Annotated in this window: 23 protein-coding genes; 9 read left to right on the top strand and 14 right to left on the bottom strand. The window is 71.7% G+C overall.

The window, feature by feature from the left end:
- Positions 1-72: 72 nt before the first annotated feature.
- From AB4Y78_RS02300 to AB4Y78_RS02290, 3 genes are read right to left on the bottom strand one after another with little or no spacing between them, the layout of a single operon-like run.
- A complete protein-coding gene (locus tag AB4Y78_RS02300; protein ID WP_441714410.1) occupies positions 73-759 on the bottom strand; it encodes a response regulator in 687 nt (228 codons plus the stop codon).
- Positions 756-1,943, bottom strand: coding sequence for a MacS family sensor histidine kinase (macS, locus tag AB4Y78_RS02295; RefSeq protein WP_128277132.1), 1,188 nt, complete (start codon positions 1,941-1,943; stop codon positions 756-758). The genes AB4Y78_RS02300 and macS overlap by 4 nt, the downstream gene beginning before the upstream one ends.
- Before the next feature lie 4 nt (positions 1,944-1,947).
- On the bottom strand, positions 1,948-2,763 hold the full coding sequence (locus tag AB4Y78_RS02290; RefSeq protein WP_282070276.1) for a lysophospholipid acyltransferase family protein: 816 nt from the start codon (positions 2,761-2,763) through the stop codon (positions 1,948-1,950).
- A gap of 110 nt (positions 2,764-2,873) precedes the next feature.
- Here AB4Y78_RS02290 and AB4Y78_RS02285 point away from each other — a divergent pair, with 110 nt between their 5' ends.
- A complete protein-coding gene (locus tag AB4Y78_RS02285) occupies positions 2,874-3,410 on the top strand; it encodes a hypothetical protein (RefSeq protein ID WP_282070275.1) in 537 nt (178 codons plus the stop codon).
- Positions 3,411-3,431: 21 nt separating this feature from the next.
- On the opposite strand, the gene AB4Y78_RS02280 is transcribed toward AB4Y78_RS02285, so the two are convergent.
- The 7 genes from AB4Y78_RS02280 to AB4Y78_RS02250 are packed head-to-tail and all read right to left on the bottom strand — an operon-like array spanning position 3,432 to position 8,180.
- A complete protein-coding gene (locus tag AB4Y78_RS02280) occupies positions 3,432-4,139 on the bottom strand; it encodes an endonuclease/exonuclease/phosphatase family protein (RefSeq protein ID WP_265231876.1) in 708 nt (235 codons plus the stop codon).
- Positions 4,136-5,110 (bottom strand): ROK family glucokinase, encoded by a 975-nt coding sequence (locus AB4Y78_RS02275; RefSeq protein ID WP_441714407.1) that lies wholly within the window; start codon positions 5,108-5,110, stop codon positions 4,136-4,138. Before AB4Y78_RS02275 ends, AB4Y78_RS02280 begins: the two co-directional genes overlap by 4 nt.
- Positions 5,107-6,075: an ROK family glucokinase gene (locus AB4Y78_RS02270; RefSeq protein ID WP_282070270.1), complete on the bottom strand. Its 969-nt coding sequence runs from the start codon at positions 6,073-6,075 to the stop codon at positions 5,107-5,109. The genes AB4Y78_RS02275 and AB4Y78_RS02270 overlap by 4 nt, the downstream gene beginning before the upstream one ends.
- Complete coding sequence (locus tag AB4Y78_RS02265; protein WP_282070268.1) at positions 6,075-6,395, bottom strand: hypothetical protein; 321 nt, start codon at positions 6,393-6,395, stop codon at positions 6,075-6,077. Before AB4Y78_RS02265 ends, AB4Y78_RS02270 begins: the two co-directional genes overlap by 1 nt.
- The gene (locus AB4Y78_RS02260) at positions 6,388-7,302 is read right to left on the bottom strand and encodes an ArsA family ATPase (protein ID WP_282070266.1); all 915 of its coding nucleotides are present in this window, start codon (positions 7,300-7,302) and stop codon (positions 6,388-6,390) included. Before AB4Y78_RS02260 ends, AB4Y78_RS02265 begins: the two co-directional genes overlap by 8 nt.
- Positions 7,303-7,309: 7 nt before the next feature.
- Positions 7,310-7,753 (bottom strand): SRPBCC family protein, encoded by a 444-nt coding sequence (locus AB4Y78_RS02255; RefSeq protein ID WP_282070264.1) that lies wholly within the window; start codon positions 7,751-7,753, stop codon positions 7,310-7,312.
- Positions 7,754-7,763: 10 nt separating this feature from the next.
- On the bottom strand, positions 7,764-8,180 hold the full coding sequence (locus AB4Y78_RS02250; protein WP_282070263.1) for a hypothetical protein: 417 nt from the start codon (positions 8,178-8,180) through the stop codon (positions 7,764-7,766).
- A 91-nt stretch (positions 8,181-8,271) separates the two neighbouring features.
- On the opposite strand from AB4Y78_RS02250, the gene AB4Y78_RS02245 reads away from it, so the two are divergent.
- Complete coding sequence (locus AB4Y78_RS02245; RefSeq protein WP_438591199.1) at positions 8,272-10,062, top strand: AMP-dependent synthetase/ligase; 1,791 nt, start codon at positions 8,272-8,274, stop codon at positions 10,060-10,062.
- Between the two features lie 23 nt (positions 10,063-10,085).
- Here the strand turns inward: AB4Y78_RS02245 and AB4Y78_RS02240 are convergent, their stop codons facing one another.
- On the bottom strand, positions 10,086-10,355 hold the full coding sequence (locus AB4Y78_RS02240) for a hypothetical protein (protein ID WP_441714404.1): 270 nt from the start codon (positions 10,353-10,355) through the stop codon (positions 10,086-10,088).
- 227 nt (positions 10,356-10,582) lie between these two features.
- Positions 10,583-11,620 (bottom strand): DUF2332 domain-containing protein, encoded by a 1,038-nt coding sequence (locus AB4Y78_RS02235; protein WP_282070262.1) that lies wholly within the window; start codon positions 11,618-11,620, stop codon positions 10,583-10,585.
- A gap of 63 nt (positions 11,621-11,683) precedes the next feature.
- Here AB4Y78_RS02235 and AB4Y78_RS02230 point away from each other — a divergent pair, with 63 nt between their 5' ends.
- Entirely contained in the window at positions 11,684-13,375 is a 1,692-nt protein-coding gene (locus AB4Y78_RS02230) for a DEDD exonuclease domain-containing protein (protein ID WP_265231860.1), read from the top strand.
- Positions 13,372-13,650, top strand: a complete 279-nt coding sequence (locus AB4Y78_RS02225; protein ID WP_265231858.1) for an Lrp/AsnC family transcriptional regulator — start codon at positions 13,372-13,374, stop codon at positions 13,648-13,650. The genes AB4Y78_RS02230 and AB4Y78_RS02225 overlap by 4 nt, the downstream gene beginning before the upstream one ends.
- 52 nt (positions 13,651-13,702) lie before the next feature.
- Here AB4Y78_RS02225 and trpD read toward each other — a convergent pair whose 3' ends face one another.
- A complete protein-coding gene (gene trpD / locus AB4Y78_RS02220) occupies positions 13,703-14,767 on the bottom strand; it encodes an anthranilate phosphoribosyltransferase (RefSeq protein ID WP_441714401.1) in 1,065 nt (354 codons plus the stop codon).
- Positions 14,764-15,216, bottom strand: coding sequence for a response regulator transcription factor (locus AB4Y78_RS02215; protein ID WP_007929735.1), 453 nt, complete (start codon positions 15,214-15,216; stop codon positions 14,764-14,766). Before AB4Y78_RS02215 ends, trpD begins: the two co-directional genes overlap by 4 nt.
- Positions 15,217-15,363: 147 nt before the next feature.
- On the opposite strand from AB4Y78_RS02215, the gene ctaE reads away from it, so the two are divergent.
- The 5 genes from ctaE (at position 15,364) to AB4Y78_RS02190 (ending at position 21,069) form a co-directional block, all read left to right on the top strand.
- Positions 15,364-15,966 (top strand): aa3-type cytochrome oxidase subunit III, encoded by a 603-nt coding sequence (gene ctaE, locus AB4Y78_RS02210; protein ID WP_051988105.1) that lies wholly within the window; start codon positions 15,364-15,366, stop codon positions 15,964-15,966.
- Positions 15,967-16,019: 53 nt separating this feature from the next.
- On the top strand, positions 16,020-16,802 hold the full coding sequence (gene qcrC / locus AB4Y78_RS02205; protein WP_007929737.1) for a cytochrome bc1 complex diheme cytochrome c subunit: 783 nt from the start codon (positions 16,020-16,022) through the stop codon (positions 16,800-16,802).
- Between the two features lie 37 nt (positions 16,803-16,839).
- Positions 16,840-17,964, top strand: coding sequence for a cytochrome bc1 complex Rieske iron-sulfur subunit (gene qcrA, locus AB4Y78_RS02200; RefSeq protein ID WP_259908654.1), 1,125 nt, complete (start codon positions 16,840-16,842; stop codon positions 17,962-17,964).
- A 2-nt stretch (positions 17,965-17,966) separates the two neighbouring features.
- Positions 17,967-19,673, top strand: a complete 1,707-nt coding sequence (qcrB, locus tag AB4Y78_RS02195; protein WP_282070253.1) for a cytochrome bc1 complex cytochrome b subunit — start codon at positions 17,967-17,969, stop codon at positions 19,671-19,673.
- Between the two features lie 109 nt (positions 19,674-19,782).
- Positions 19,783-21,069: a multidrug effflux MFS transporter gene (locus AB4Y78_RS02190; protein WP_441714399.1), complete on the top strand. Its 1,287-nt coding sequence runs from the start codon at positions 19,783-19,785 to the stop codon at positions 21,067-21,069.
- Position 21,070 lies beyond the last annotated feature (1 nt).

Below are 21,070 nucleotides of genomic sequence, written 5' to 3'. Positions count from 1 at the left end.
TGGTCACCCCCACAGGATAGGCCGGGCGTGGCGGCGCCTCGGCACCCGTCCACGCACAGGACCGAAGGGAGGTCACTCCGGCTTGTCGAGTCCCCGGCTGATCGCGAAGCGGGTGAGCTCGACCCGGTTGTGCAGGTGGAGCTTGCCGAGGATGTTCTGCACGTGGTTCTGCACCGTCCGGTGCGAGATGACCAGGTCGGCGGCGATCTCCTTGGCCGTCATCCCCATGGCGACGTAGCGCAGGATCTCCGTCTCGCGCTCGGTGAGCTCCGGCACGGGCGAGCTGGGCTCGGCGGTCGCCGGCTCCGGCTCGGTGCGTGCCCGGCTGCTCATCTCGCGGAACTCGCCGAGGACGAGCCCGGCCAGACCGGGGGTGAAGACGGCGTCGCCGGCACCGGTCGCCGTGACGGCGTCACGGATCTCCGCGGGCGAGGCGGACTTGACGAGGTAGCCACTCGCCCCGGCCTTGACGGCCGCGAGCACGTCCGGCTCCTCGCCGCTGGCCGAGAGGATGAGCACCTTGGTCGTCAGGTCGCCGATGGCGGTGCACACCTCGTCGCCGCGCATCTCGGGCAGGTTGAGGTCGAGGACGAGCACGTCGGGGACGGTGGCGCGGGTGCGGCGCACCGTCGAGGGCCCGTCGGCGGCGGTGCCCACGATCTCGAAGCCGGCCTCCTCGAGGTCTCGGACGAGGGCATCCCGCCACAGCGGGTGGTCGTCGGCGACGAGGACCTTCAGGGGTGTGCTGGGCTCGCTCATGGGGTGGAGCCTGCCACGTGATGGGCCGGCACGGTGAGGGTGACGGTCGTGCCGCCGGTGCCGGGCGAGCGCCAGCTGGCGTCGCCGCCGAGGTCGAGCATGCGCCCGCGGATCGAGCTGCTCGCCCCGAGGCGCCCTTCCTCGACGGCGCGGACGAGCCGGTCGGGGGCCATGCCGACCCCGTTGTCACGGACGACGACCTCGACGCCCTGGTCGTCGGCGTCGAGCAGCACCCACGCGCGAGCCTGCTCTCCTGCATGTCGGCTGACGTTGTCGAGGGCGGCGACGACCGCGGCCTCGACCTCCTGGGTCACGGCGGCGGGCAGCCGGACCGCCCCGGCGGGCAGGACGACCTCGACCCGGGCGGAGCGCAGCGCCGCGAGGCGGGCCGCGAGGTCGGTGACCTGCTCGCTCTCGGGTGTGCCGGAGGTCTCCCCCGCCGCCGGCTCGAAGCGGGTGATGAGGCTGCGCAGCGACCGCTCCTGGTCGGCGGCGAGATCGGCGAGGGCCTCCCCTTCGCCGCCGATCTCACGACCGCGACGGTTGATGAGCGCCAGGGCCTGCAGCACCCCGTCGTGCACCTGCCGGCCGATCCGCTCGCGCTCGGCGAGCCGCTCGCTCACGGCGAGCGCCTGCTCGAGGCGTCGCTGGCTCTCCCGGGCGAGCTGGACGGCGAGCCCGACGAGCACGCCGAGGATGAAGAGCAGGAAGATGTTGTGCCAGGTCAGCTGGCTCGGGTGCTCGGCCTGCCCGAGGTTGGTCGCCGCGATGACGGCAGCGGCGAGCACACCCCCCTTGATCCCGGAGAGCAGGGCCCCCGCCATGACCGGCGAGGCGGCCCACACCCCGGGCACGGTGGAGATGCCGTTGCTCACCTCGACGGGGTCGTAGACGACGTTGGTGACGAAGATGCCGACGCCGGCGAGGCACAGCTCGAGGACGATCGCCGTCGTCGTCGGCCGGGGGCGAAGGGGGGCGACGACCGACCAGACGAGGGCGCAGGCACCCCACAGCAGGATCGGCCACCACCGGATGACGTGCTCCTGGTGGATGCCGACGAGGATCCCGGCGTAGACGAGGGCGACGAAGCGGTAGAGCGCCAGCCCGCGCCCCCCGGCGCTGTCGATGAGCGGCGAGGGGTTGTAGTGCCGCCGCAGCGAGCTCTCCCCCGGGTCCAGCAGCATCGGCCTACAGCCCGTCCTTGCTCTCCTCGGACCAGGGGCCCTCGCCGGGTCGGTCGCCCTGCTCGATGATGTCCTCGAGCTCGGGCACGGCACGACCGGGGCGGGCGGCCTCCTGGAGCTCGCGAGCGCGCCGGCGGGCCTTGGTGAGCAACTTTTCCTTCATCGACGTCGCGTACATGTCGACGTACTCCTGGTCGGACAGCTGCATGAGCTCGTACATGATCTCGTCGGTGATCGAGCGCAGGACGAAGCGGTCGCCCTCCATCCCCTCGTACCGGGAGAAGTCGAGAGGGGCGCCGATCTTGACGCCGACCTGACGGATGTTGGGGACGATCTGACCGGTGGGCTGCGCCTTGTCGGTGTCGATCATCGCGACGGGGATGACGGGCACGCCGGCGATCAGGGCCATGCGCGCGACACCGGTGCGTCCGCGGTAGAGGCGCGAGTCGGGCGAGCGCGTGCCCTCGGGGTAGAGACCGAGGAGGTCGCCCTCACCGAGCACGGCCAGCCCGGCACGCAGTGCGGCCTCGCTCGCCTTGCCGCCGCTGCGGTCGATGGGCAGCTGGCCGACGCCCCGGAAGAAGGCGGCGGTGAGCCACCCCTTGAGGCCGGGGCCGGTGAAGTAGTCGGACTTCGCGAGGAAGGTCAGCCGCCGGTCGATGACGAGCGGCAGGAAGATCGAGTCGGAGAAGGACAGGTGGTTGCTGGCCAGGATCGCCGGCCCCTCGGCGGGAATGTGCTCGAGCCCCTCGACCTTGGGTCGGAAGAGGACCCTGAGCAGCGGCCCGATGAAGACCCTCTTGAGCATCCAGTACAGCACTGTCGCACCACCTCCTGATCGCTAGCGAACTCTACGGTAACGGCGGCTGTGGTGACGCGTGCGAGGATGTCCGCGAGGCGAGGACGACGTCGAGACGAGCGGATCAGCAGATGGCGGAGCGGCACCACCCCGACGACCGGGACGTCGACGCCGCCTTCGAGGCGATCATCGCCCGGTGGGACGACGAGTCGACCGAGGGCTCCGCGCCGGAGCACGACCAGCTCCCGCGCCCCCTCGATGCCCCGCCACGGCGGCCGACCCAGTCCACCGGTGACGTCCGGCTCCCGCCGGCCCGGTCCGAGGGACCCCGCACCCCGGACGTGCCGTGGCGGGTCGACCCGACCAACTCCGTCGCCGACGCCCTGCTGCGAGGTGACGACGACCCCGGCGAGGGCGATGCCGACGAGTGCTACTCCCCGCCCCCGCCGCAGCCGCTGCCCCCACCGACGGACCGCCTCTTCTGGGGTGGCCTCCTCGGGCTCGCCCTGGGCGTGCTCGGGCTGCTGTGGCTGGCCATCGCCCGCCCGGACGTCGGCCGGTGGGCGACGGTCCTTGTCGTGGGTCTGCTCGTCGGCGGCTTCGTGTGCGTCGTCGTGCGCCAGCCGCGCGACCGTGACGACGACCCGAGCAACGGCGCCGTCGTCTGAGGACCACCGCAGGCGCTGCGGTCACTCCCCCGTGCGGGTCCCGGCCCCTTCGGGCAGAGGCGTGGTCTCGATGTCCACCCACACCGGTCGGTGGTCGGTCGCGGCCTTGAGGTCCTCCCACACCCACGGCACCTCACGGTGCGGCAGGACGGTGACGTCCGGGGTGGCGAAGACGACGTCGAGCACCCGGTCGGGCTTCGCCGAGGGGTAGGTCGGCACGAGCGGGCTCACCGGGCGCATCGACCCGCCGAGGTACTGCCACGCGGCGCCGTCGGACTGCTCGTTGAGGTCGCCGGCGAGCAGCGCCGGGCCGGGGTGGGCGGCCAGGCCCTCCATGATCTGGCGGGCGTGGACCAGCCGCTCGTCGGCGTCGAGGCTGAGGTGGACGCTCGCGATCGAGATGGGGACGTGGCCGAAGGGAGCCACCCGCGTCACCGCGAAGCCGCGCCGGTCACGCCACGTCCGGGCGGGCAGCCGGTGGTGGGTCACGGACAGGACGTTGGTCCGCAGGTTGGTGAGCACGCTCGTCTGGCCGGCGCGCTGGCTGCGCCCGGACCACACGAGCCCGCAGCGGGCGGCGAAGTCGGCGATCCTGTGGTCGACCGGACCGATCCAGGGAACCTCCTGCAGGCACAGCACGTCCGGGTCGACGGCCCGGACGGTGCGGGCCAGCGCCGCGACGTCGTCCTGCAGCGCGCGCAGGTTGTACGAGGCGATGCGCAGGCTCACATCTGCTCCTCGGCCCCCAGCGCCGCCGCACCGATGAGCCCGGCATCGGGGCCGAAGCGAGCCGCGACGATCGTGGCCGCGGGCCGGTAGCCCCGACCGGTGAGCTGCCGGGCGAAGGTGTCACGGGCGGGGCCGAGGAGCAGGTCGCCGGCGGCGCTCACGCCACCACCGATGACGAAGACCTCGGGGTCGAGTGCGGCCGCGAGGTTGGCGATACCGACGCCGAGCCAGTGGCCGATCTCGGCGAGCAGCTCGGTCGCGGTGGCATCCCCCGCGCGGGCGGCCTCGGTGATCATCGGACCGGTGAGCGAGGCGGGGTCGCCCCCGACGTGGGCGAGCAGGTCGGTGGCCATCGGCGAGTTGGCCATGGCCAGGCCGCGGGCCTCGCGGACGAGGGCATTGCCCGAGGAGTACTGCTCCCAGCAGCCGCGGTTGCCGCACTCGCAGCGCTGCCCGCCGGGCACGACCTGCATGTGGCCGAACTCGCCGGCGATGCCGTAGCGGCCGCGCACGAGGTGCCCGCCGACGATGATGGCGCCGCCGATGCCGGTGCCGAGGGTGATCATCACGGCGTGCGTCGCGCCTCGTGCCGCGCCGAAGCGGTGCTCGGCCCACAGCGCCGCGTTGGCGTCGTTGTCGATCGAGATCGGCAGGTCGACGCGCTGGCTGAGCGCCGCCCGCAGCGGCTCGTTGCGCCACGACAGGTGGGGGGCGAAGACGACGGTCGAGCGGTCGGCGGCGACGAACCCGGCAGCGCCGACACCGACGGTGCTCGGGGGCTCCGCGCCGGCCTCCTCCGCGAGGACGAGCAGCTCCTCGATGACCTCGACGATGGTGTCCTCGACGACCCGGGGCACGCTCGACCGGTCGGGGGTGTCGCACCGGGTGCGCACGAGGATGCGCCCCTCGGCGTCGAGGACGCCCCCGGAGACCTTGGTCCCCCCGATGTCGATGCCGATGCTCGTGGTCATGCCTGTGCCTCCCGGGCGAGTGTCGCGGCCCCGACGATGCCGGCGTCGTTGCCGAGCGTGGCCTGGACCAGGTCTGGCGAAGGGCGGTGCCCCCGGCCGATGAGGTGGGCGGCGAAGGCGGTGCGGGTCGGCCCGACGAGCAGCTCGCCGGCGTCGGCCACGCCTCCCCCGATGACGATGCGGCCGGGGTCGAGGACCGCGCAGATGGACGCCAGCCCCCGACCGAGGTGGGTCCCGAGGTCGTCGAGCAGCTCGATGCTCGCGACGTCACCCTCGCGGGCGAGATCGGTGACGTCACGGCCCGAGAGGGCCTCGACATCACCGCCGCTCCGCTCGCGCAGCGCCTCGGCGCGCGGCGACGTCGTGCCGACGAGCTCGCGCGCTGCCCGCTCCAGCGCCGTGCCCGAGGCGAAGACCTCGAGGCAGCCGTGGTTGCCGCAGCCGCAGCGCGGGCCGTCCGGGTCGAGGGTCACGTGACCGATCTCCCCGCCGATGCCGAAGGCACCCCGCAGCAGGTGGTCGTCGACGATGCACCCGCCGCCGACGCCGGTGCCCACGGTGACGAGGAGCATGTCGTCGCAGTCGCTGCCCGCCCCGTGGCGGTACTCCCCCCAGGCCGCGGCATTGGCGTCGTTGTCGACGACGACCTCTCGACCGATCGCCGTGCCCACCTCGGCGGCGAGGTCGAGGTCGCGCCACGGCAGGTTGGGGGCAAACCACACGTGCCCGGCGCGGGCGTCGACGAAGGCGGCGCAGGCCATGCCGACCCCGGCGACCGGTCCGGCGGCTACCGACTCGAGGGTGCCGACGAGCTCGGCCGTCGCGGCGATGATCGCCGCGGTGTCGTCGGCGGGGGTGGCCACCTGCTCGCGGTGGGTGATCCGCCCTGCGTCGTCGACGAGTGCACCCGAGATCTTGGTGCCGCCGACGTCGATGCCGATCGCCGTGCCCTGACTCGTCGTCATCACGCCTCGCTCGCGCTGTCGTCGGCCCTCGCGGCCTCGTCGTCGTGGATGGTGACCCGCACACCGCGCTCGCGGTGGGGCACGTGGACGGGTGGCTCGGTGAGCTCCGTGCCGAGTGCCGCCGCGACCGTGTCGGAGCCGAGGGTCGCCCGGGTCAGCGCCTCGGCGAGCAGGCTCGCGCCGGTCATCGCCCGGCGGGTCGTCGCGGTGTCGAGCTGGCGCAGGCCGTCACCGAGCGCCTCGACGTCGATCTCGGAGAGCACCCGCAGCAGCTGGATGACGACCTCCTGCGCGCCGGTGTCCTGGGTGTCGTCAGCCACGGGGCCACACCGCCGCATCGGGGGTCATCGTCAGGGTGAGCACGCCGCCGGCGACGCCGGCCCGGTCGATGTCGCAGCGTCGCAGGACGGACGGCAGGCGCAGCCGGCGGGTGCGACCAGCGCACCCGAGGACGAGCTCGTCGTCGTGCCGCACGAGGTCGAGGTCGGCGGCGGGCACGCCGGGCACGGCGATGTGCAGCAGCCAAGTGCCGTCGGGACCCCGCTGCGGTCGCGGCGGGCCCTCGGACGGGGCGGCCGGCAGGTACTCGACTCCTGCTCCGCCCCCGGGGTGGACGGCCGTGAGGGTGCGGCCCATGAGGGCAAGCAGCACCTCGGCGTCGGCTCGACGGGCAGCGCCGACCGGGCCGCCGGGGGCCGCGAGGTGGAGGGCGGTCGCGTCGGCGTCGGCGAGGCTGCGGTCGAGTCCCTCGAGCAGCTCCGCGCCCTCCCGCAGGGCCGTGAGCAGGGGGTGCGTGGGCACGGGCAGGGCCCCGATGCCCTCGGGGGCGACGAGCACCTCCCAGCGCGCGATGACGGGGACGAAGGCCGCGAAGGCCCGTGCCACGCGCTGCGGCACGTCGAGGAGCCGGGCGACCTCGATGTCGACGTCGGCGACGAGCTCGTCGCCGGCCGCCTCCGCCTGGGTCAGCGCCCGGGCGAGGCCGAGCAGGTCGGAGAGCTCGCTGGGCAGGATCGCCGCGATGAGGTCGGCGACGACGGGCGCCGGCAGGTCGAGCGCGGAGAGCACGTGGTCGAGGTGTCCTTCGACCGCGGTGACGACCGGGTCGACGAAGGGGGTCTCCCGCGCCGGGCGCAACACCCGTCGGTGCGGCGCCGCGCCCGCCACCAACCGTGAGGCGACGCGGGCGCTGTGGTCACCGCCGCCGACGACGAGGTGGGCAGGCACGTGCGGGTCAGGCCTCGGCGTGCTTCTTGAGGTCGCGCAGCGCCGTGTCGACGATGACCTTCTCGGCCTTGCGCTTGAGCATGCCGAGCATCGGCACCTTGACGTCGACGGTCAGCTCGTAGGTGACCTCGGTGCCGTCACCGTGGGCCGCGAGCGTGTAGGAGCCGTCCATCGCCTTGAGCATCGTTGCGGAGACGAGGGTCCACGACGCGACGCCGACCCCGGTCTCGTCGACGTCCCAGGCGTAGTCGAGGGTGTAGGTGTCCTTGATCGCACCGGCGTCGAGCGTGAAGCGCGCCTGGTCGGGCCACCCGTCGCCGTCCTCGGCGAGGATCTCGACGGACGTGATCTCCTTGGCCCACTCGGGGTACGCCTCGAGGTCGGCGATGATGTCGAGGACCTCTGCGGGCGGGGCGTCCACGACGATGCTGGATCGGGTGCTGTCGGCCATGCGGGCGACACTATCGCGAACGGCCCTCGAGACGATCCTTGATCTCGTTGAGGCCGTGCTTCCAGCGGCGCCGGTGCGTCTGCGTCCAGCGCCGCGGCCCGCCGACCTGCTGCCCGTGGACGAAGTGGTGGACGATCGTGCCGCCACCCGATGCCTCGAGCCAGACCTCCGCCCGGCCCTCGACCTCGCCGCGGACCCGCCAGCGGACCCCCTTCGCCCCGCGGTCCTGCACGACCTGCCGCTCCAGGCCGGGCCACAGCCCCTCGAGCAGCCCGGGCGCGTCGAGCGCCTCGCGCACGACCTGGGGGGCCGCACGCACATAGGTCTCGTCGACGACGTCGACGACGGCACGGGGGCGGCGCAGGAGCACGGTGGGCCTCTCGGTCGGGGCGGCGCGGATCAGGGGCAAGAGTATGGCCACGGTCACGGAGCGACTCCGAAATCGTCGGCCACGACCACGGGTACTCTCGTCGCGAGCCAGCTTCCGGTCTGCTGGCACGGCGAACAAAGGAGATCCCGTGAACGACAGCGTCATGCCTCGACTCTTCGAGGGCGACCCCTCCGACTCCCTGGCCGACCTGCCAGGGCGCAATGCGGAGAAGAACCCCCAACGGGTGGCCTTCACGGTCAAGGAGGCCGGCGCCTGGCGGGACGTCACCGCGGCCCAGTTCAACCACGACGTGCGCGCCCTCGCCAAGGGCCTGATCGCCCAGGGCCTGCAGGCCGGCGACCGGCTGGCGATCATGGCCCGCACCCGGTACGAGTGGACCCTGCTCGACTTCGCCACCTGGGCGGCCGGCGGCGTGCCCGTCCCGATCTACGAGACCAGCTCGGCCGAGCAGGTGGAGTGGATCGTCAAGGACTCCGGTACCCGCTTCCTCGTCGTCGAGACCGCCAAGCACGCTGCTGTCGCCGAGGAGGCGCGCGCCAACCTCACCACGCTGGAGCAGGTCTTCGTCATCGACAACGGTGACCTCGACACGCTCACCGCCGGCGGCTCGCAGGTCGGCGACGAGCAGCTCGACGAGCGCATCGCCTCCCAGGAGCGCAGCTCGCTCGCCACGATCATCTACACCTCGGGCACGACCGGTCGCCCCAAGGGCTGCGAGCTCACCCACGACAACTTCCTCGGTCTGGCGGAAAACGCGACGGCCAAGCTCGGCGACGTCGTCCAGCGTGAGGACGCCTCGACGCTGCTCTTCCTCCCGCTCGCGCACGTCTTCGCCCGCTTCATCGAGGTGCTCGCGGTCAGCGCCGAGGCGCGCATGGGCCACAGCGCCGACATCGCCAACATCCTCGACGACTTCCAGTCGTTCAAGCCGACCTTCATCCTCGCGGTGCCCCGCGTCTTCGAGAAGATCTTCAACAAGGCCAACGAGACGGCGACGGCCGACGGCAAGGGCAAGATCTTCGCCAAGGCCGCCGAGACCGCCATCGCGTGGTCCGAGGGCAAGGACTCCGGCTCGATCCCGCTCAAGGTCAAGGTCCAGCACGCCGTCTTCGACAAGCTCGTCTACAGCAAGCTGCGGGCCAAGATGGGCAACCAGGTCGAGTACGCGGTCTCCGGCGGCGCGCCGCTGGGTACCCGCCTGGGCCACTTCTTCCGTGGCATCGGCGTGACGATCCTCGAGGGCTACGGGCTGACCGAGACGACCGCCCCCGCGACGGTCAACCTGCCCGACAAGGTGAAGATCGGCACCGTGGGCCCGCCGCTGCCCGGCGTCTCCCTGCGGATCGCCGAGGACGGCGAGATCCTCATCAAGGGCCTCAACGTGCTGCGCGGGTACCACGACAACGAGTCGGCCACCGAGGACGCGATCCGCGACGGCTGGTTCAGCACCGGTGACCTCGGCGAGCTCGACGAGGACGGCTACCTGAAGATCACCGGCCGCAAGAAGGAGATCCTCGTGACGGCCGGCGGCAAGAACGTCGCCCCCGGTGTCCTGGAGGACCGGCTGCGCGCGCACCCGCTCATCAGCCAGTGCCTCGTCGTCGGCGACGGCAAGCCCTTCATCGCCGCGCTCGTCACCCTCGACGAGGAGATGCTGCCGGGCTGGGCGGCCAACAACGGCCTCGGCTCCCTGACCGTGGAGCAGGCCCGGACCAACGAGACCGTCCTCGCCGAGATCCAGGGCGCGGTCGACGAGGCCAACAAGGCCGTCTCCAAGGCGGAGTCGATCCGCAAGTTCTCCGTCCTCGCGGAGGACTTCACCGAGGACAACGGCACGCTCACCCCGTCGATGAAGCTCAAGCGCAATGTCATCATGCGCGACTTCGAGGACGAGGTGGAGGGCCTCTACGGCAGCTGACCACCGGCCAGCCGGCGCGCGGGTCAGACCGCGTGCCGGCGCAGGTCCTCGTAGTCCGAACGAGGCTCGTGCACCGCACGGGCCTCGTTCGCCGTCTCGGCGCTCACCAGGCCCACGGCGATGAGCCGGGAGATCACCTCGCGCTCCCGCCGACCGAGCGGCAGGAGCTGCGGGTCCGGGTCAGCGGGGGTGGACGCGCTCCCCAGCGCGGTCACCATGCAGTCGGCGCAGCCGATGTCGCGGACCGGGCAGGTGCCGCAGTCGATCGTCAGCGGCAGTGGTCGACGGGTCATGTCCGTCACCTCCTCGTCGTCGCCGGGTCCTTCCCGACACCGACCACGCTAGGAGCGACCCCCGACAACCCTCTGCGCTGCACGACCTCCCGCTCCCCGAGGAGGTCGCGCAGCGACCGTCTCGAGGGGACGCACCGGCCACAGGAGGACGCAGGGACGTCGGCAGTGTCGCCCCACCCTTCGTCCGCGACCAACCCGCCCTGCCCCACCGTCACGGGCGGCGAAGATCAGCACCAGGTGAGGCGGCGGCCGTGGCCGTGGGTCCAGCCGACGGCCGAGCCGTCGAGGCCGAGGCAGAAGTCGCTGCCCTCCCCCGCGCACGTCGCGGTCGCGGTGACGTCGGGCAGCACGCGGGCGCCCTCGTTGGACACCCAGTGGGCGCGGCCGCCGGCGGCGCGGACGCGGGCGACGACGTCGTGGGCCAGCTGCTGCCAGCGTGCCCGCCCCTCGTCGTCGAGGTAGGCGATGACCGCCGAGTGGAAGAGGACCAGCGTCGCGTCCGGGGCCTGCTCACGGGCCCGGTCCACGAGCTGGTCGAGGTCCTCGAGGAGGTCACCGCGGACGATGTCGACGGGCACGTCCGCGACCTCCGCGCAGGCTGCCGCGAGACGTGCCCGCCGGTCGTCGTGCTCAGGCCACACGAGCGTCTCGAGCCACCGCGCCGTGTCCGGAGTCGACAGGTCGAGCGGGTTGAGGTCGATGCCGCCGCGCCAGACGACTTCCGGCAGCGCGGACGGCACCGGCGCCGCTCCCTGCAGCACGCACTCGAGCACGACCGGTGAGGGCCCGTCGGCGGGGTCGAGGCGGTACAGCTCGTCGCCTGCCTCGCCGACGTAGCGGTAGGACCACCGGTCAGGGTGCAGGCACAGGCCGGCGCTCGCCCCGACCTCGAGCAGCGCGAGCGGGCCCTCGAGCCCACCGAGCACCGGCAGGAGGGTCGCGCACCGACCGACCTCGTTGGTCTGGGTCGAGCGGGCCAGCACCGTCTCGCGCACCCGCGGCCAGTGCTCGCGGAGCACCTCGCGCAGCCCACCGGGCCCGTCGTAGGCCGAAGGGGTGAGCGCACCGTGCCAGCGGGCCGCCGCGAAGACGAGGTTGGGCTGCCGCTTGCCCACCGGCAGCTCCTCGAGGAGGGCGCGGACCTCGGGGTCGTCCGCGACCCCCCGCGCCCAGTCCTCGAAGGTGGCGGACTCCCCCTTCGCCTCGTGCTCGGCGAAGTGTCGGTAGAAGTCGGAGACGTCGGCCAGGTCGTCCATCGCGCGCATGCGGCCACCCTCCCACGCCGTGTCTGCGCCCCGTTGTCGGTGCCCGCACCTACGGTCGTCGTCATGGAGGTCGTCCAGGACAGGCTCGGTGACCTCGGCACCCCGTTGGCCGAGGTCACCTTCGTCGTCGTCGACCTCGAGACCACGGGCGGCTCCGCCCGTGACTGCGGCATCACCGAGATCGGCGCGGTCAAGGTGCGCGGCGGCGAGGAGCTCGGCGAGCTGCAGACCTTCGTCAACCCCGGCGAGCCGATCCCCGCCTTCATCCAGTCGCTGACCGGTATCACGGACGCCATGGTCCGCGACGCCCCCAGCACGGGTGAGGCCGTCGCCAGCTTTCTCGAGTTCGCCCGCGGCGCGGTGCTCGTGGCCCACAACGCCGGCTTCGACATCGGCTTCCTCAAGGCGGCGTGCGCGGCGCACGGGCTGCGCTGGCCGGGGCCGCAGGTCATCGACACCGTCCACCTCGCCCGGCAGGTCGTCTCCCGCGACGAGGTGCGCAACCACAAGCTGGGCACGCTCGCCCAGTACTTCGGTGCGACGACGACGCCCGACCACCGGGCCCTGCACGACGCCCGCGCGACGGTCGACGTGCTCCACGGCCTCATCGGGCGACTCGGGTCCGTCGGGGTCGACACCCTCGAGGAGCTCGGCTCGTACACCAACCGGGTCAGCGACGAGGTCCGGCGCAAGCGGGTCCTCGCCGACGGGCTGCCCTCGGCGCCCGGGGTCTACGTCTTCAAGGACGACCGCGGCGAGGTGCTCTACGTCGGCACCTCGGTCGACATCCGGGCGCGGGCCCGCAGCTACTTCACGGCCTCGGAGCAGCGTCGTCGCATGGGCGAGATGGTGCGGCTGGCCGCGGAGATCACCCCGATCGTCTGCGCGACGACCCTCGAGGCCCAGGTGCGCGAGCTGCGTCTCATCGCCCGGCACCGGCCGCGCTACAACACGCGCTCGCGCCGCCCGGACAAGGTGTGGTGGCTCAAGCTGACCGACGAGGCCTTCCCCCGGCTGTCGATCGTGCGCACCATCGGTGCCGACGACCTGGCCTGGGCTGGCCCCTTCGGCACCCGCGGTGCGGCAGAGGACGCCGCGGCCGCACTGCACGACGCGGTCCCCCTGCGGCAGTGCCTGACCCGACTGTCACCGACCCGCCCAACGTCGGCCTGCGCGCTCGCCGACATGGGCCGCTGCGCCGCCCCCTGCACCGGCGCGGTCGGCGTCGACGAGTACGCGATCACCGTCGCGGAGGCAGCGGCCGTGCTCGTCGGTGACGTCCGACCCGCGGTCGCCGCGGTCCGTGAGCGCATGTCCTCCCTCTCGGTCGACGAGCGCTACGAGGAGGCGGCGGTCCTGCGCGACCGGCTCGGCTCGCTCGTGCGGGCGACCTCGCGCAGCCAGCGTGCGACGCCGGTCCGGGAGTCGCCCGAGATCATCGCCGCCCGCCGCACCCCACGCGGGGGCTGGGACCTCATGTGCATCCGTCACGGGCGCCTCGCCGGCAGCTCGCACTCCCCCGCGGGCGCCGACCCGATGCCCTATGTCGCCGCGCTGCGGGCCAGCGCCGAGGTCGTGCCCGCGCCCACCGGTCCCGGCACGAGCGCGCTGCCCGAGGAGACCGAGCTGGTCGTGCGCTGGCTCGAGACCGAGGGCACCCGGCTCGTCGACATCGACGGCGAGTGGACCTGCCCGGTGGGAGGGGCCGCTGCGGCCCACGGCGCTCTGGCTCCTGCTCTAGGGTGGGCCTCGTGATCACTGCCATCGTCCTCATCCACGCCGAGACCTCACGCATCCCCGAGGTGGCCGAGACCGTGGCCGGCCTCGACGGTGTGAGCGAGGTCTACTCCGTCGCGGGCGACGCCGATCTGATCGCCATGGTGCGCGTCCACCAGCACGAGGAGCTCGACGACGTCATCGCCGGCCGGCTCAACAAGGTCGAGGGCATCGTCGACACGTCGACGCAGATCGCCTTCCGCGCCTACAGCCGTCACGACCTCGACGCGGCCTTCAGCATCGGCCTCGAGTAGTCCGCGACCCCCTGACGCTCCGGCCCGAGCGGGCCAGCCCTGACCCCTCCCCTCAGGAGGCTGGCCGGGCCTCCCGCGTCGCCGTGACCCAGCGCTCGAGCTGCTCCGCGGCGCGGCCCGAGTCGAGGACCTCCTCGACCGTGTCCATGCCCGCCCTGACCGCAGCGACCGCGTCGTCCGGGTGGTGGGGGCCGGTCTGCGCCAGGGCGACCGCCGCACCGGCGTTGAGCACCACGGCATCGCGCACGGGTCCGCGCTCGCCGGCCAGCAGCCGTCGCGCCACGTCCGCGTTGAAGTCGGCGTCGCCGCCCCGCAGGGAGTCGAGCGGGCTGCGGGTGAGCCCGAGCTGCTCCGGAGCCAGGTCCAGCTCCCTGATCGAACCACCCGCGACCCACCACACGTGGGAGGAGTCGGCGACGGTCAGCTCGTCGAGACCGTCATCGCCCCGGAAGACCAGCGCCGTGGTCCCACGGTCGGCGAAGACCCCGGCCATGAGGGGCGCCACGCGCGGGTCGGCCACCCCGACGACCGAGTACGTCGGTCGACTCGGGTTGGTCATCGGCCCGAGCACGTTGAGCGCCGTCCCGACCCCCAGGTCGCGACGCGGTGCCGCCGTGTGACGGAAGGAGGGGTGGAAGGTCTGGGCGAAGCAGAAGGTGATGCCGGCGCGGTCCGCGATCTCCCCGACGACGTCGGCCGGGAGGGAGAGGGAGACGCCGAGCGACTCGAGCACGTCCGCGGACCCCGACTTCGACGACGAGGCGCGGTTGCCGTGCTTGACCACGCGCACGCCGGCAGCGGCGATGCAGATGGCCGACATCGTCGAGATGTTGACCGTGCCGGCCATGTCACCGCCGGTGCCGACGATGTCGAGGGTCGGACCGTCGACCGAGATCGGCACGGCGTGCTCGAGCATGATGTCGGCCAGCGCGCGCAACTCGGTGACGGTCTCCCCCTTCGCCCGCAGGGCCACGAGGAAGCCGCCGATCTGCGCCGCCGTGGCATCACCCGACATCATCTCGCGCATCGCCCATGACGTCTCGTCCGCGGACAGGTCGTCCCCCGCGAGGAGCCGGGTGAGCAGTGCGGGCCAGGTGTGGGCGCCCGGTACGCTCATCGGCCGGCCACGCGGCGAGCCAGGTCGGCGACGGCGTCGGCGAGGGCGATCGGGTCGAGCGGGTGGGCCACGGCGGCGTCGGCCATGGACCACGTCGCGAGCCAGCCGTCCTGCGGCCGCCCCGTGAGCACGAGGACCGGAGGGCACCCGAGCACCTCGGACTTGAGCTGTCGGCACAGGCCCATGCCACCGAGCTTGGCGGACTCCCCGTCGAGGATCAACAGGTCCAGCCCGCCGGCCTCGACGGCCTCGATCACCCCGTCGGCGGTGGCGCACTCACGCCACGAGAGGACCTCGACGTCGCGCGCGGGCCGGCGACCGACCGCCGCGCGCACCGTGTCGCGGATGGTGATGTTGTCACTGTGCACGAGGACCCGGACCGCGACGGAGGCGTCTTCCCCGGCCGCGACGGTGGGGGCGGAGGAGGTCTGCTGGGAGCTTCCGGTCATGCCTGTGATCGTAGCGGTGAGGGGCCTCGCGAGACTCGCGGAGGGGGGTGGCGCACACCGGCGTCCGGTTACAGACATAATGGGCCCGTGGCCACTGCAACCTCCCTGCCTTCACACGTGTCCGGGCACACGACCGCCGACCCCTCGATGGGTCCCGTCAGCCGACCCAACATGGTCTCGGTCGGGACCATCGTCTGGTTGTCGAGCGAGCTGATGTTCTTCGCCGGACTCTTCGCCATCTTCTTCACGGTCCGGGCGATGCGCCCCGACCTGTGGGAGCACAACTTCGAGCTGCTCAACGTGCCCTTCGCGGCCGCCAACACCCTGATCCTCGTGGTGTCGTCGGTGTGGTGCCAGCTCGGTGTGCTCAAGGCCGAGCACGGCCAAAAGTCGCGCACCGGCTCGCTGCTCAACGTCGCCGGCTGGGGCATGCGTGAGTGGTACATCCTCACGTACATCTTCGGCGCCGTCTTCGTCTCCGGCCAGGTCCTGGAGTACGCCACCCTCGTCACCGAGGGCGTGACGATCTCGACCGACGCGTGGGCGTCGATCTTCTACCTGACGACGGGCCTGCACGGCATCCACGTCACGGGTGGCCTCATCGCCTTCCTGCTGATCATCGGCCGCACGTACACCACTCGTGACTACAGCCACGCGCAGCAGACGGGTGCCGTCGTCACCTCGTACTACTGGCACTTCGTCGACGTCGTGTGGATCGCCCTCTTCGCCGCGATCTACCTGCTCGGATGACCCCGATGCGCCGCCTCCCCCGATCCACCCGCTCCACGAGGACAGGACTGCACATGCCCACCCTCTCTCGCCGTCACCCCGCGGCGATCGCCCTGCTGCTCCTGCTCGGGCTCTTCGTCACCGGCACCGCGTACTCCGCGGTGGCCCCCAAGGAGGCCACCGCCTCCGTGGCCAGCGCGGACAGCGTCGCCAACGGCAAGAAGCTCTTCGTCGCCAACTGCGCGACCTGCCACGGGGCCAACGGTCTGGGCATCGACCAGGCCGGCCCCAGCCTCGCCGGCGTGGGTGCTGCCTCGGTCGACTTCCAGATGGGCACCGGCCGCATGCCGATGACCGAGCCCGGCGTCCAGGCCAAGGACGACCTGCAGGTGAAGTTCACCGACGAGGAGATCTCCGACATCGCGGCCTACGTCGCCACGCTCGGCCCCGGCCCGTCGGTCCCCGACGAGGAGTACACCGACGGCTCGAAGGGCGACCCGGGCAAGGGTGGCCAGATCTTCCGCGTCAACTGCGCCATGTGCCACAACAGCGCCGGCGCGGGCGGCGCCCTGACTCGCGGCAAGGACGCCCCGTCCGTGCAGGGTGTCTCGGGCAAGCACATCTACGAGGCCATGGAGACCGGCCCGCAGAGCATGCCCGTCTTCAACGACGCCAACCTCAGCCCGGAGAGCAAGCGCGACGTCATCGCCTACCTCGAGGCGCAGCAGGAGGCCGGCAACCCCGGAGGCAACCCGCTGGGCAGCCTGGGCCCGGTCCCCGAGGGACTCTTCATTTGGACCATCGGCCTGGGCCTCCTCGTGGGCTTCGCCGTCTGGCTCGGCCAGAAGTCCGCCTGATCACTGACCATCGCCACACAGACAGGACCTTCGACAGATGAGTGAGCACACCCCGACAGGGGCACAGCCGGAGGAGCCCACGGGCTCCGAGCCGGTGCGCCTCGACCAGGGCCACGTGCAGGGCTCCGGTGGTATCCCGGAGCGGTTCGCGAACCCGGGGCTGCCGCCCCACGTGCTGCGCAATGCCGACCTCGACGACAAGGCGGCCAACCGCGCCGAGCGACAGGTCGCGACCCTCTTCCTGCTGTCGATCCTGGGCACGGTGCTCTTCCTCGTGGCCTACTTCATGGTCGACGTGGACACCCAGGTGTGGGTGCCCTTCACAGAAGAGATGAGCCTGTCCAACCTGCTCCTCGGGCTGGGCCTGGCCTTCAGCCTGCTCGGCATCGGTCTGGGTGCCGTGCACTGGGCCAAGACGCTCATGCCCGACACCGAGGTCGTCGAGATGCGTCACCCGATGCGCTCGAGCGACGAGGACCGCCAGGGCTTCGTCGACACGATGCTCGAGGGCGGCGAGAGCTCGCAGCTCACCCGTCGTCCGCTGCTGAAGATGACCTTCGGTGCGGCCATGGGCCTCTTCGCCGTCCCGCTGCTCGTCCAGATCGGTGGCTCGCTCGGCCCGCTGCCGCGCAATGACCTGTCGGTCACCTTCTGGAACGGTGAGAAGGGCAAGGACGGCAAGTACGTCGCCAAAAAGCTGCGTCTGCATCGCGACCCCGAGGACACGCCGATCAAGCCGAGCGACGTCACCATCGGCTCGGTCTTCCACATCCAGCCCGAGGGCCTGCTGAGCCTGCACGACGGCAAGCTCAACGAGATGAGCAAGGCCTCCGTCCTGCTCATGCGTCTGGACCCGAAGGACTTCCAGGACACCGACAAGGGCCGCAAGGCCCGCGAGTGGGGCTACCAGGGCATCGTCGCCTACTCCAAGGTGTGCACCCACGTCGGCTGCCCCGTCGGCCTCTACGAGCAGACCACGCACCACCTGCTGTGCCCCTGCCACCAGTCCACCTTCGACGTGACCAATGACTGCGAGGTCATCTTCGGCCCGGCCGGCCACCCGCTGCCGCAGCTGAAGATCACCGTCGACAGCGAGGGTTACCTCATCGCTGACCAGCCCTTCCAGGAACCGGTCGGCCCGAGCTTCTGGGAGCGTGGTTGATCGTGACCGCCAACGCCCGTCCCGCGGACGCCCTTCGTGCCGATGACGCACCGGCCAAGGCGCCCCTCTCCCCCGGCGTGAAGAAGGTCGGCGGCGTCGCCGGCTGGATCGACGACCGGACCGGCGCCGCCAAGGGCGTCGGGTACCTCATGCGCAAGGTCTTCCCGGACCACTGGTCCTTCATGCTCGGTGAGATCGCCATGTACTCGATGATCGTGTGCATGCTCACCGGGGTCTTCCTGACCTTCTGGTTCGACCCGTCGATGGGCCACACGACGTACGAGGGCAGTTACGCGCCGCTCCAAGGCGTCGAGATGTCCCGCGCCTACGCGTCCACCCTCGACATCTCCTTCGACGTCAAGGGCGGTCTGCTCATCCGGCAGATCCACCACTGGTCCGCGCTGCTCTTCATCGTGGCCCTGTCGGTGCACATGCTCCGCGTGTTCTTCACCGGCGCCTTCCGCAAGCCGCGTGAGCTCAACTGGGTCATCGGCTGCGTCCTGTCGCTCCTCGCTCTCGTCGAGGGCTTCGCCGGCTACTCCCTCCCGGACGACCTGCTCTCCGGTACGGGTCTGCGCGCCGCGCAGGGCTTCATGGTCGCCGCTCCGGTCATCGGCAGCTACCTCAGCTACGGCCTCTTCGGCGGCACCTTCCCGGGCGAGGACATCATCCCGCGCCTGTACTCGGTGCACATCCTCCTGCTGCCCGCGCTGCTCATCGCGCTCTTCACCGTGCACATCGTGCTCGTCGCGCTGCAGAAGCACACCCAGTACCCCGGCCCGGGCAAGACCAACGACAACGTCGTCGGCTTCCCCGTCATGCCGGTCTACGCGGCCAAGGCCGGTGGCTTCTTCTTCATCGTCTTCGGTGGCATCGCGCTGATCTCCGCGCTGGTCCAGATCAACGCGGTCTGGGTGCACGGCCCCTACGAGCCCAACGCGACGACGGCAGGCGCCCAGCCCGACTGGTACATGGGCTTCCCCGACGGCGCGCTGCGCCTGCTGCCCGGCTTCATGGAGTTCGAGACCTTCGGCTTCACGTGGGCCTGGCCGGTCATCGTCGGTGCGCTCATGGTCATCCCCGCCTTCTACGGCGGCATGATCGCCTACCCCTTCATCGAGGCCTGGGTCACCGGTGACAAGCGCGAGCACCACCTGCTCGACCGCCCGCGCAACGCCCCGACCCGCACCGCGCTCGGCATGGCGGCGCTGACCCTGTACGGCGTGCTGATGTTTGCCGCGAGCAACGACATCATCGCCATCAAGTTCGGCATGTCGATCAACGACATCACGCAGATCCTGCGCGTGCTGACCTTCGTCGGCCCGGTCATCGCCTTCTGGGCGACGAAGCGGATCTGCCTGAGCCTGCAGCGCCACGACCGCGACCTCGTCCTGCACGGGCGGGAGACCGGGCGCATCCAGCGCGGTGCCGCCGGCGACTTCCACGAGATCCACGAGCCGCTCGACCCGCACACGCGCTGGACCCTCGTCCAGCACGAGGCGGTCGCTCCCCTGGAGCTCGAGCCGGCCGTCGACGCCAACGGCGTCGAGGACAAGAAGAAGGCCCGCAAGAACAAGCTGCGTGCCCGGCTGCACTCCTTCTACTTCGACGGGGCCGTCCAGCCGGTCACCCCGGCGGAGCTGGAGGCGGCCCACCACGAGCACGGCCACGAGGCGATCGAGGCCGGGGACAAGGTCTCCACGCACTGATCCCCACCGCTCACGACGCAGGCCCCGGAGGTTGTCCTCCGGGGCCTGCGTCGTGTCGCGTGCGAGACCGCCGACGAAGGGCGTCACCCCCGGTGCGAGGATGACCCCGATGATCCGATCCCGGCTCTCCGCAGCCCCACCCCGCACCGCGCCGCTGGCCGTGACGACGGTGCTGCTCGCCCTGCTCGGGATGTTCGGGCCCTTCTCGATCGACACCCCCTTCCCCGCCTTCCAGTCCATGGGTGAGGACTTCGAGGTGTCGGACGCCTCCATGCAGCTCGTCGTGAGCGCCTACCTCGGGGCCTTCGCCCTGATGAGCCTCTTCCACGGGCCGCTCAGCGATGCCATCGGCCGCAAACCCGTGATGGTCACGGGAGCGGCGGTCTACGCCCTCGCCTCGATCGGGTGCGCCCTCTCCCCTTCGCTGCCCGTCCTCCTCGCCTTCCGCGTCCTGCAGGGGATGTCCGCCGGGGCGGGGACGATCGTCTCGCGCACCGTGGTGCGCGACCTCTTCGAAGGGGCTCGGGCCCAACGACTGATGAGCACCATCGCGATGATCTTCGGCATCGGCCCGGCCATCGCCCCGATCATCGGTGGCTGGCTCCTGCTCGCCGGGCCCTGGCCGCTCGTCTTCTGGTTCCTCTCGGTCTTCGGTGCCATCATCGCGATCACCGTGCTCATCCTCCTCCCGGAGAGCCACCCGCCCCACCTGCGGACACCCCTCGACGTGCGTTCCGTCCTCGGTGGGGTCGTCTCGGTGGCGCGGATGCCCCGCTTCCAGCTGCTGTCAGCAGCCTCGGCCCTCTCCTTCGCCGGGCAGTTCCTCTACATCGGGGCCGCGCCGATCTTCATCGTGACGCTGCTCGGGCTCGGCGAGCAGGACTTCTGGGTCTTCTTCGTGCCGATGGTCGCCGGCATGGTCCTCGGGTCCTTCACCAACGGCCGTCTGGCGGAGCGGGTCAGCGGTGCGCGGCTCATCGTCGGGGGTCAGGTCGTGGCCCTCTCCGGGGCGCTGCTGGGCGTGGTCCTGGCCATGCTGCCGGCGACGGCGACGCTCCCCTGGGCCGTCGTCGGCCCCACGGCCATCGCCTTCGGCACGGGGATCTCGCTGCCCGTCTACCAGCTCACGCTGCTCGACACCGTGCCGCACGCGCGCGGGACGGCAGCCTCGGTCTCGACCTTCGTCATGCTCGTCCTCAATGCCACGCTGACCGCTGTGGTCGTCCCCTTGGCGGCGACCTCCCTCGCCCGCCTGGCGCTGACGAGCCTGGGTCTGCTCCTGCTCGGGATCGCCCTCTTCCACATCCACCGGGTCACCGGCCGGGGCAGCACACCGGCCATGGGCTCTCGCACCCTGCCTGAGGCCACTGACCTCACCACCCCCGAGGCGGTCTGAG

Source organism: Janibacter sp. RAF52, from assembly GCF_052114035.1.
Lineage (GTDB): Bacteria > Actinomycetota > Actinomycetes > Actinomycetales > Dermatophilaceae > Janibacter > Janibacter hoylei.
Note: the sequence above shows the minus strand (reverse complement) of the source record. Positions and strands in the feature narration are given on the sequence as shown.

Excerpts from the sequence above, each read along its gene's own strand:
- AB4Y78_RS02300 (WP_441714410.1), bottom strand. The coding sequence starts at position 759 with ATGAGCGAGCCCAGCACACCCCTGAAGGTCCTCGTCGCCGACGACCAC.
- macS (WP_128277132.1), bottom strand. The coding sequence starts at position 1,943 with ATGCTGCTGGACCCGGGGGAGAGCTCGCTGCGGCGGCACTACAACCCC.
- AB4Y78_RS02285 (WP_282070275.1), top strand. The coding sequence starts at position 2,874 with ATGGCGGAGCGGCACCACCCCGACGACCGGGACGTCGACGCCGCCTTC.
- AB4Y78_RS02275 (WP_441714407.1), bottom strand. The coding sequence starts at position 5,110 with ATGACCACGAGCATCGGCATCGACATCGGGGGGACCAAGGTCTCCGGG.
- AB4Y78_RS02270 (WP_282070270.1), bottom strand. The coding sequence starts at position 6,075 with ATGACGACGAGTCAGGGCACGGCGATCGGCATCGACGTCGGCGGCACC.
- AB4Y78_RS02255 (WP_282070264.1), bottom strand. The coding sequence starts at position 7,753 with ATGGCCGACAGCACCCGATCCAGCATCGTCGTGGACGCCCCGCCCGCA.
- AB4Y78_RS02240 (WP_441714404.1), bottom strand. The coding sequence starts at position 10,355 with ATGACCCGTCGACCACTGCCGCTGACGATCGACTGCGGCACCTGCCCG.
- AB4Y78_RS02235 (WP_282070262.1), bottom strand. The coding sequence starts at position 11,620 with ATGCGCGCGATGGACGACCTGGCCGACGTCTCCGACTTCTACCGACAC.
- AB4Y78_RS02230 (WP_265231860.1), top strand. The coding sequence starts at position 11,684 with ATGGAGGTCGTCCAGGACAGGCTCGGTGACCTCGGCACCCCGTTGGCC.
- trpD (WP_441714401.1), bottom strand. The coding sequence starts at position 14,767 with ATGAGCGTACCGGGCGCCCACACCTGGCCCGCACTGCTCACCCGGCTC.
- AB4Y78_RS02215 (WP_007929735.1), bottom strand. The coding sequence starts at position 15,216 with ATGACCGGAAGCTCCCAGCAGACCTCCTCCGCCCCCACCGTCGCGGCC.
- ctaE (WP_051988105.1), top strand. The coding sequence starts at position 15,364 with ATGGGTCCCGTCAGCCGACCCAACATGGTCTCGGTCGGGACCATCGTC.
- qcrC (WP_007929737.1), top strand. The coding sequence starts at position 16,020 with ATGCCCACCCTCTCTCGCCGTCACCCCGCGGCGATCGCCCTGCTGCTC.
- qcrA (WP_259908654.1), top strand. The coding sequence starts at position 16,840 with ATGAGTGAGCACACCCCGACAGGGGCACAGCCGGAGGAGCCCACGGGC.
- AB4Y78_RS02190 (WP_441714399.1), top strand. The coding sequence starts at position 19,783 with ATGATCCGATCCCGGCTCTCCGCAGCCCCACCCCGCACCGCGCCGCTG.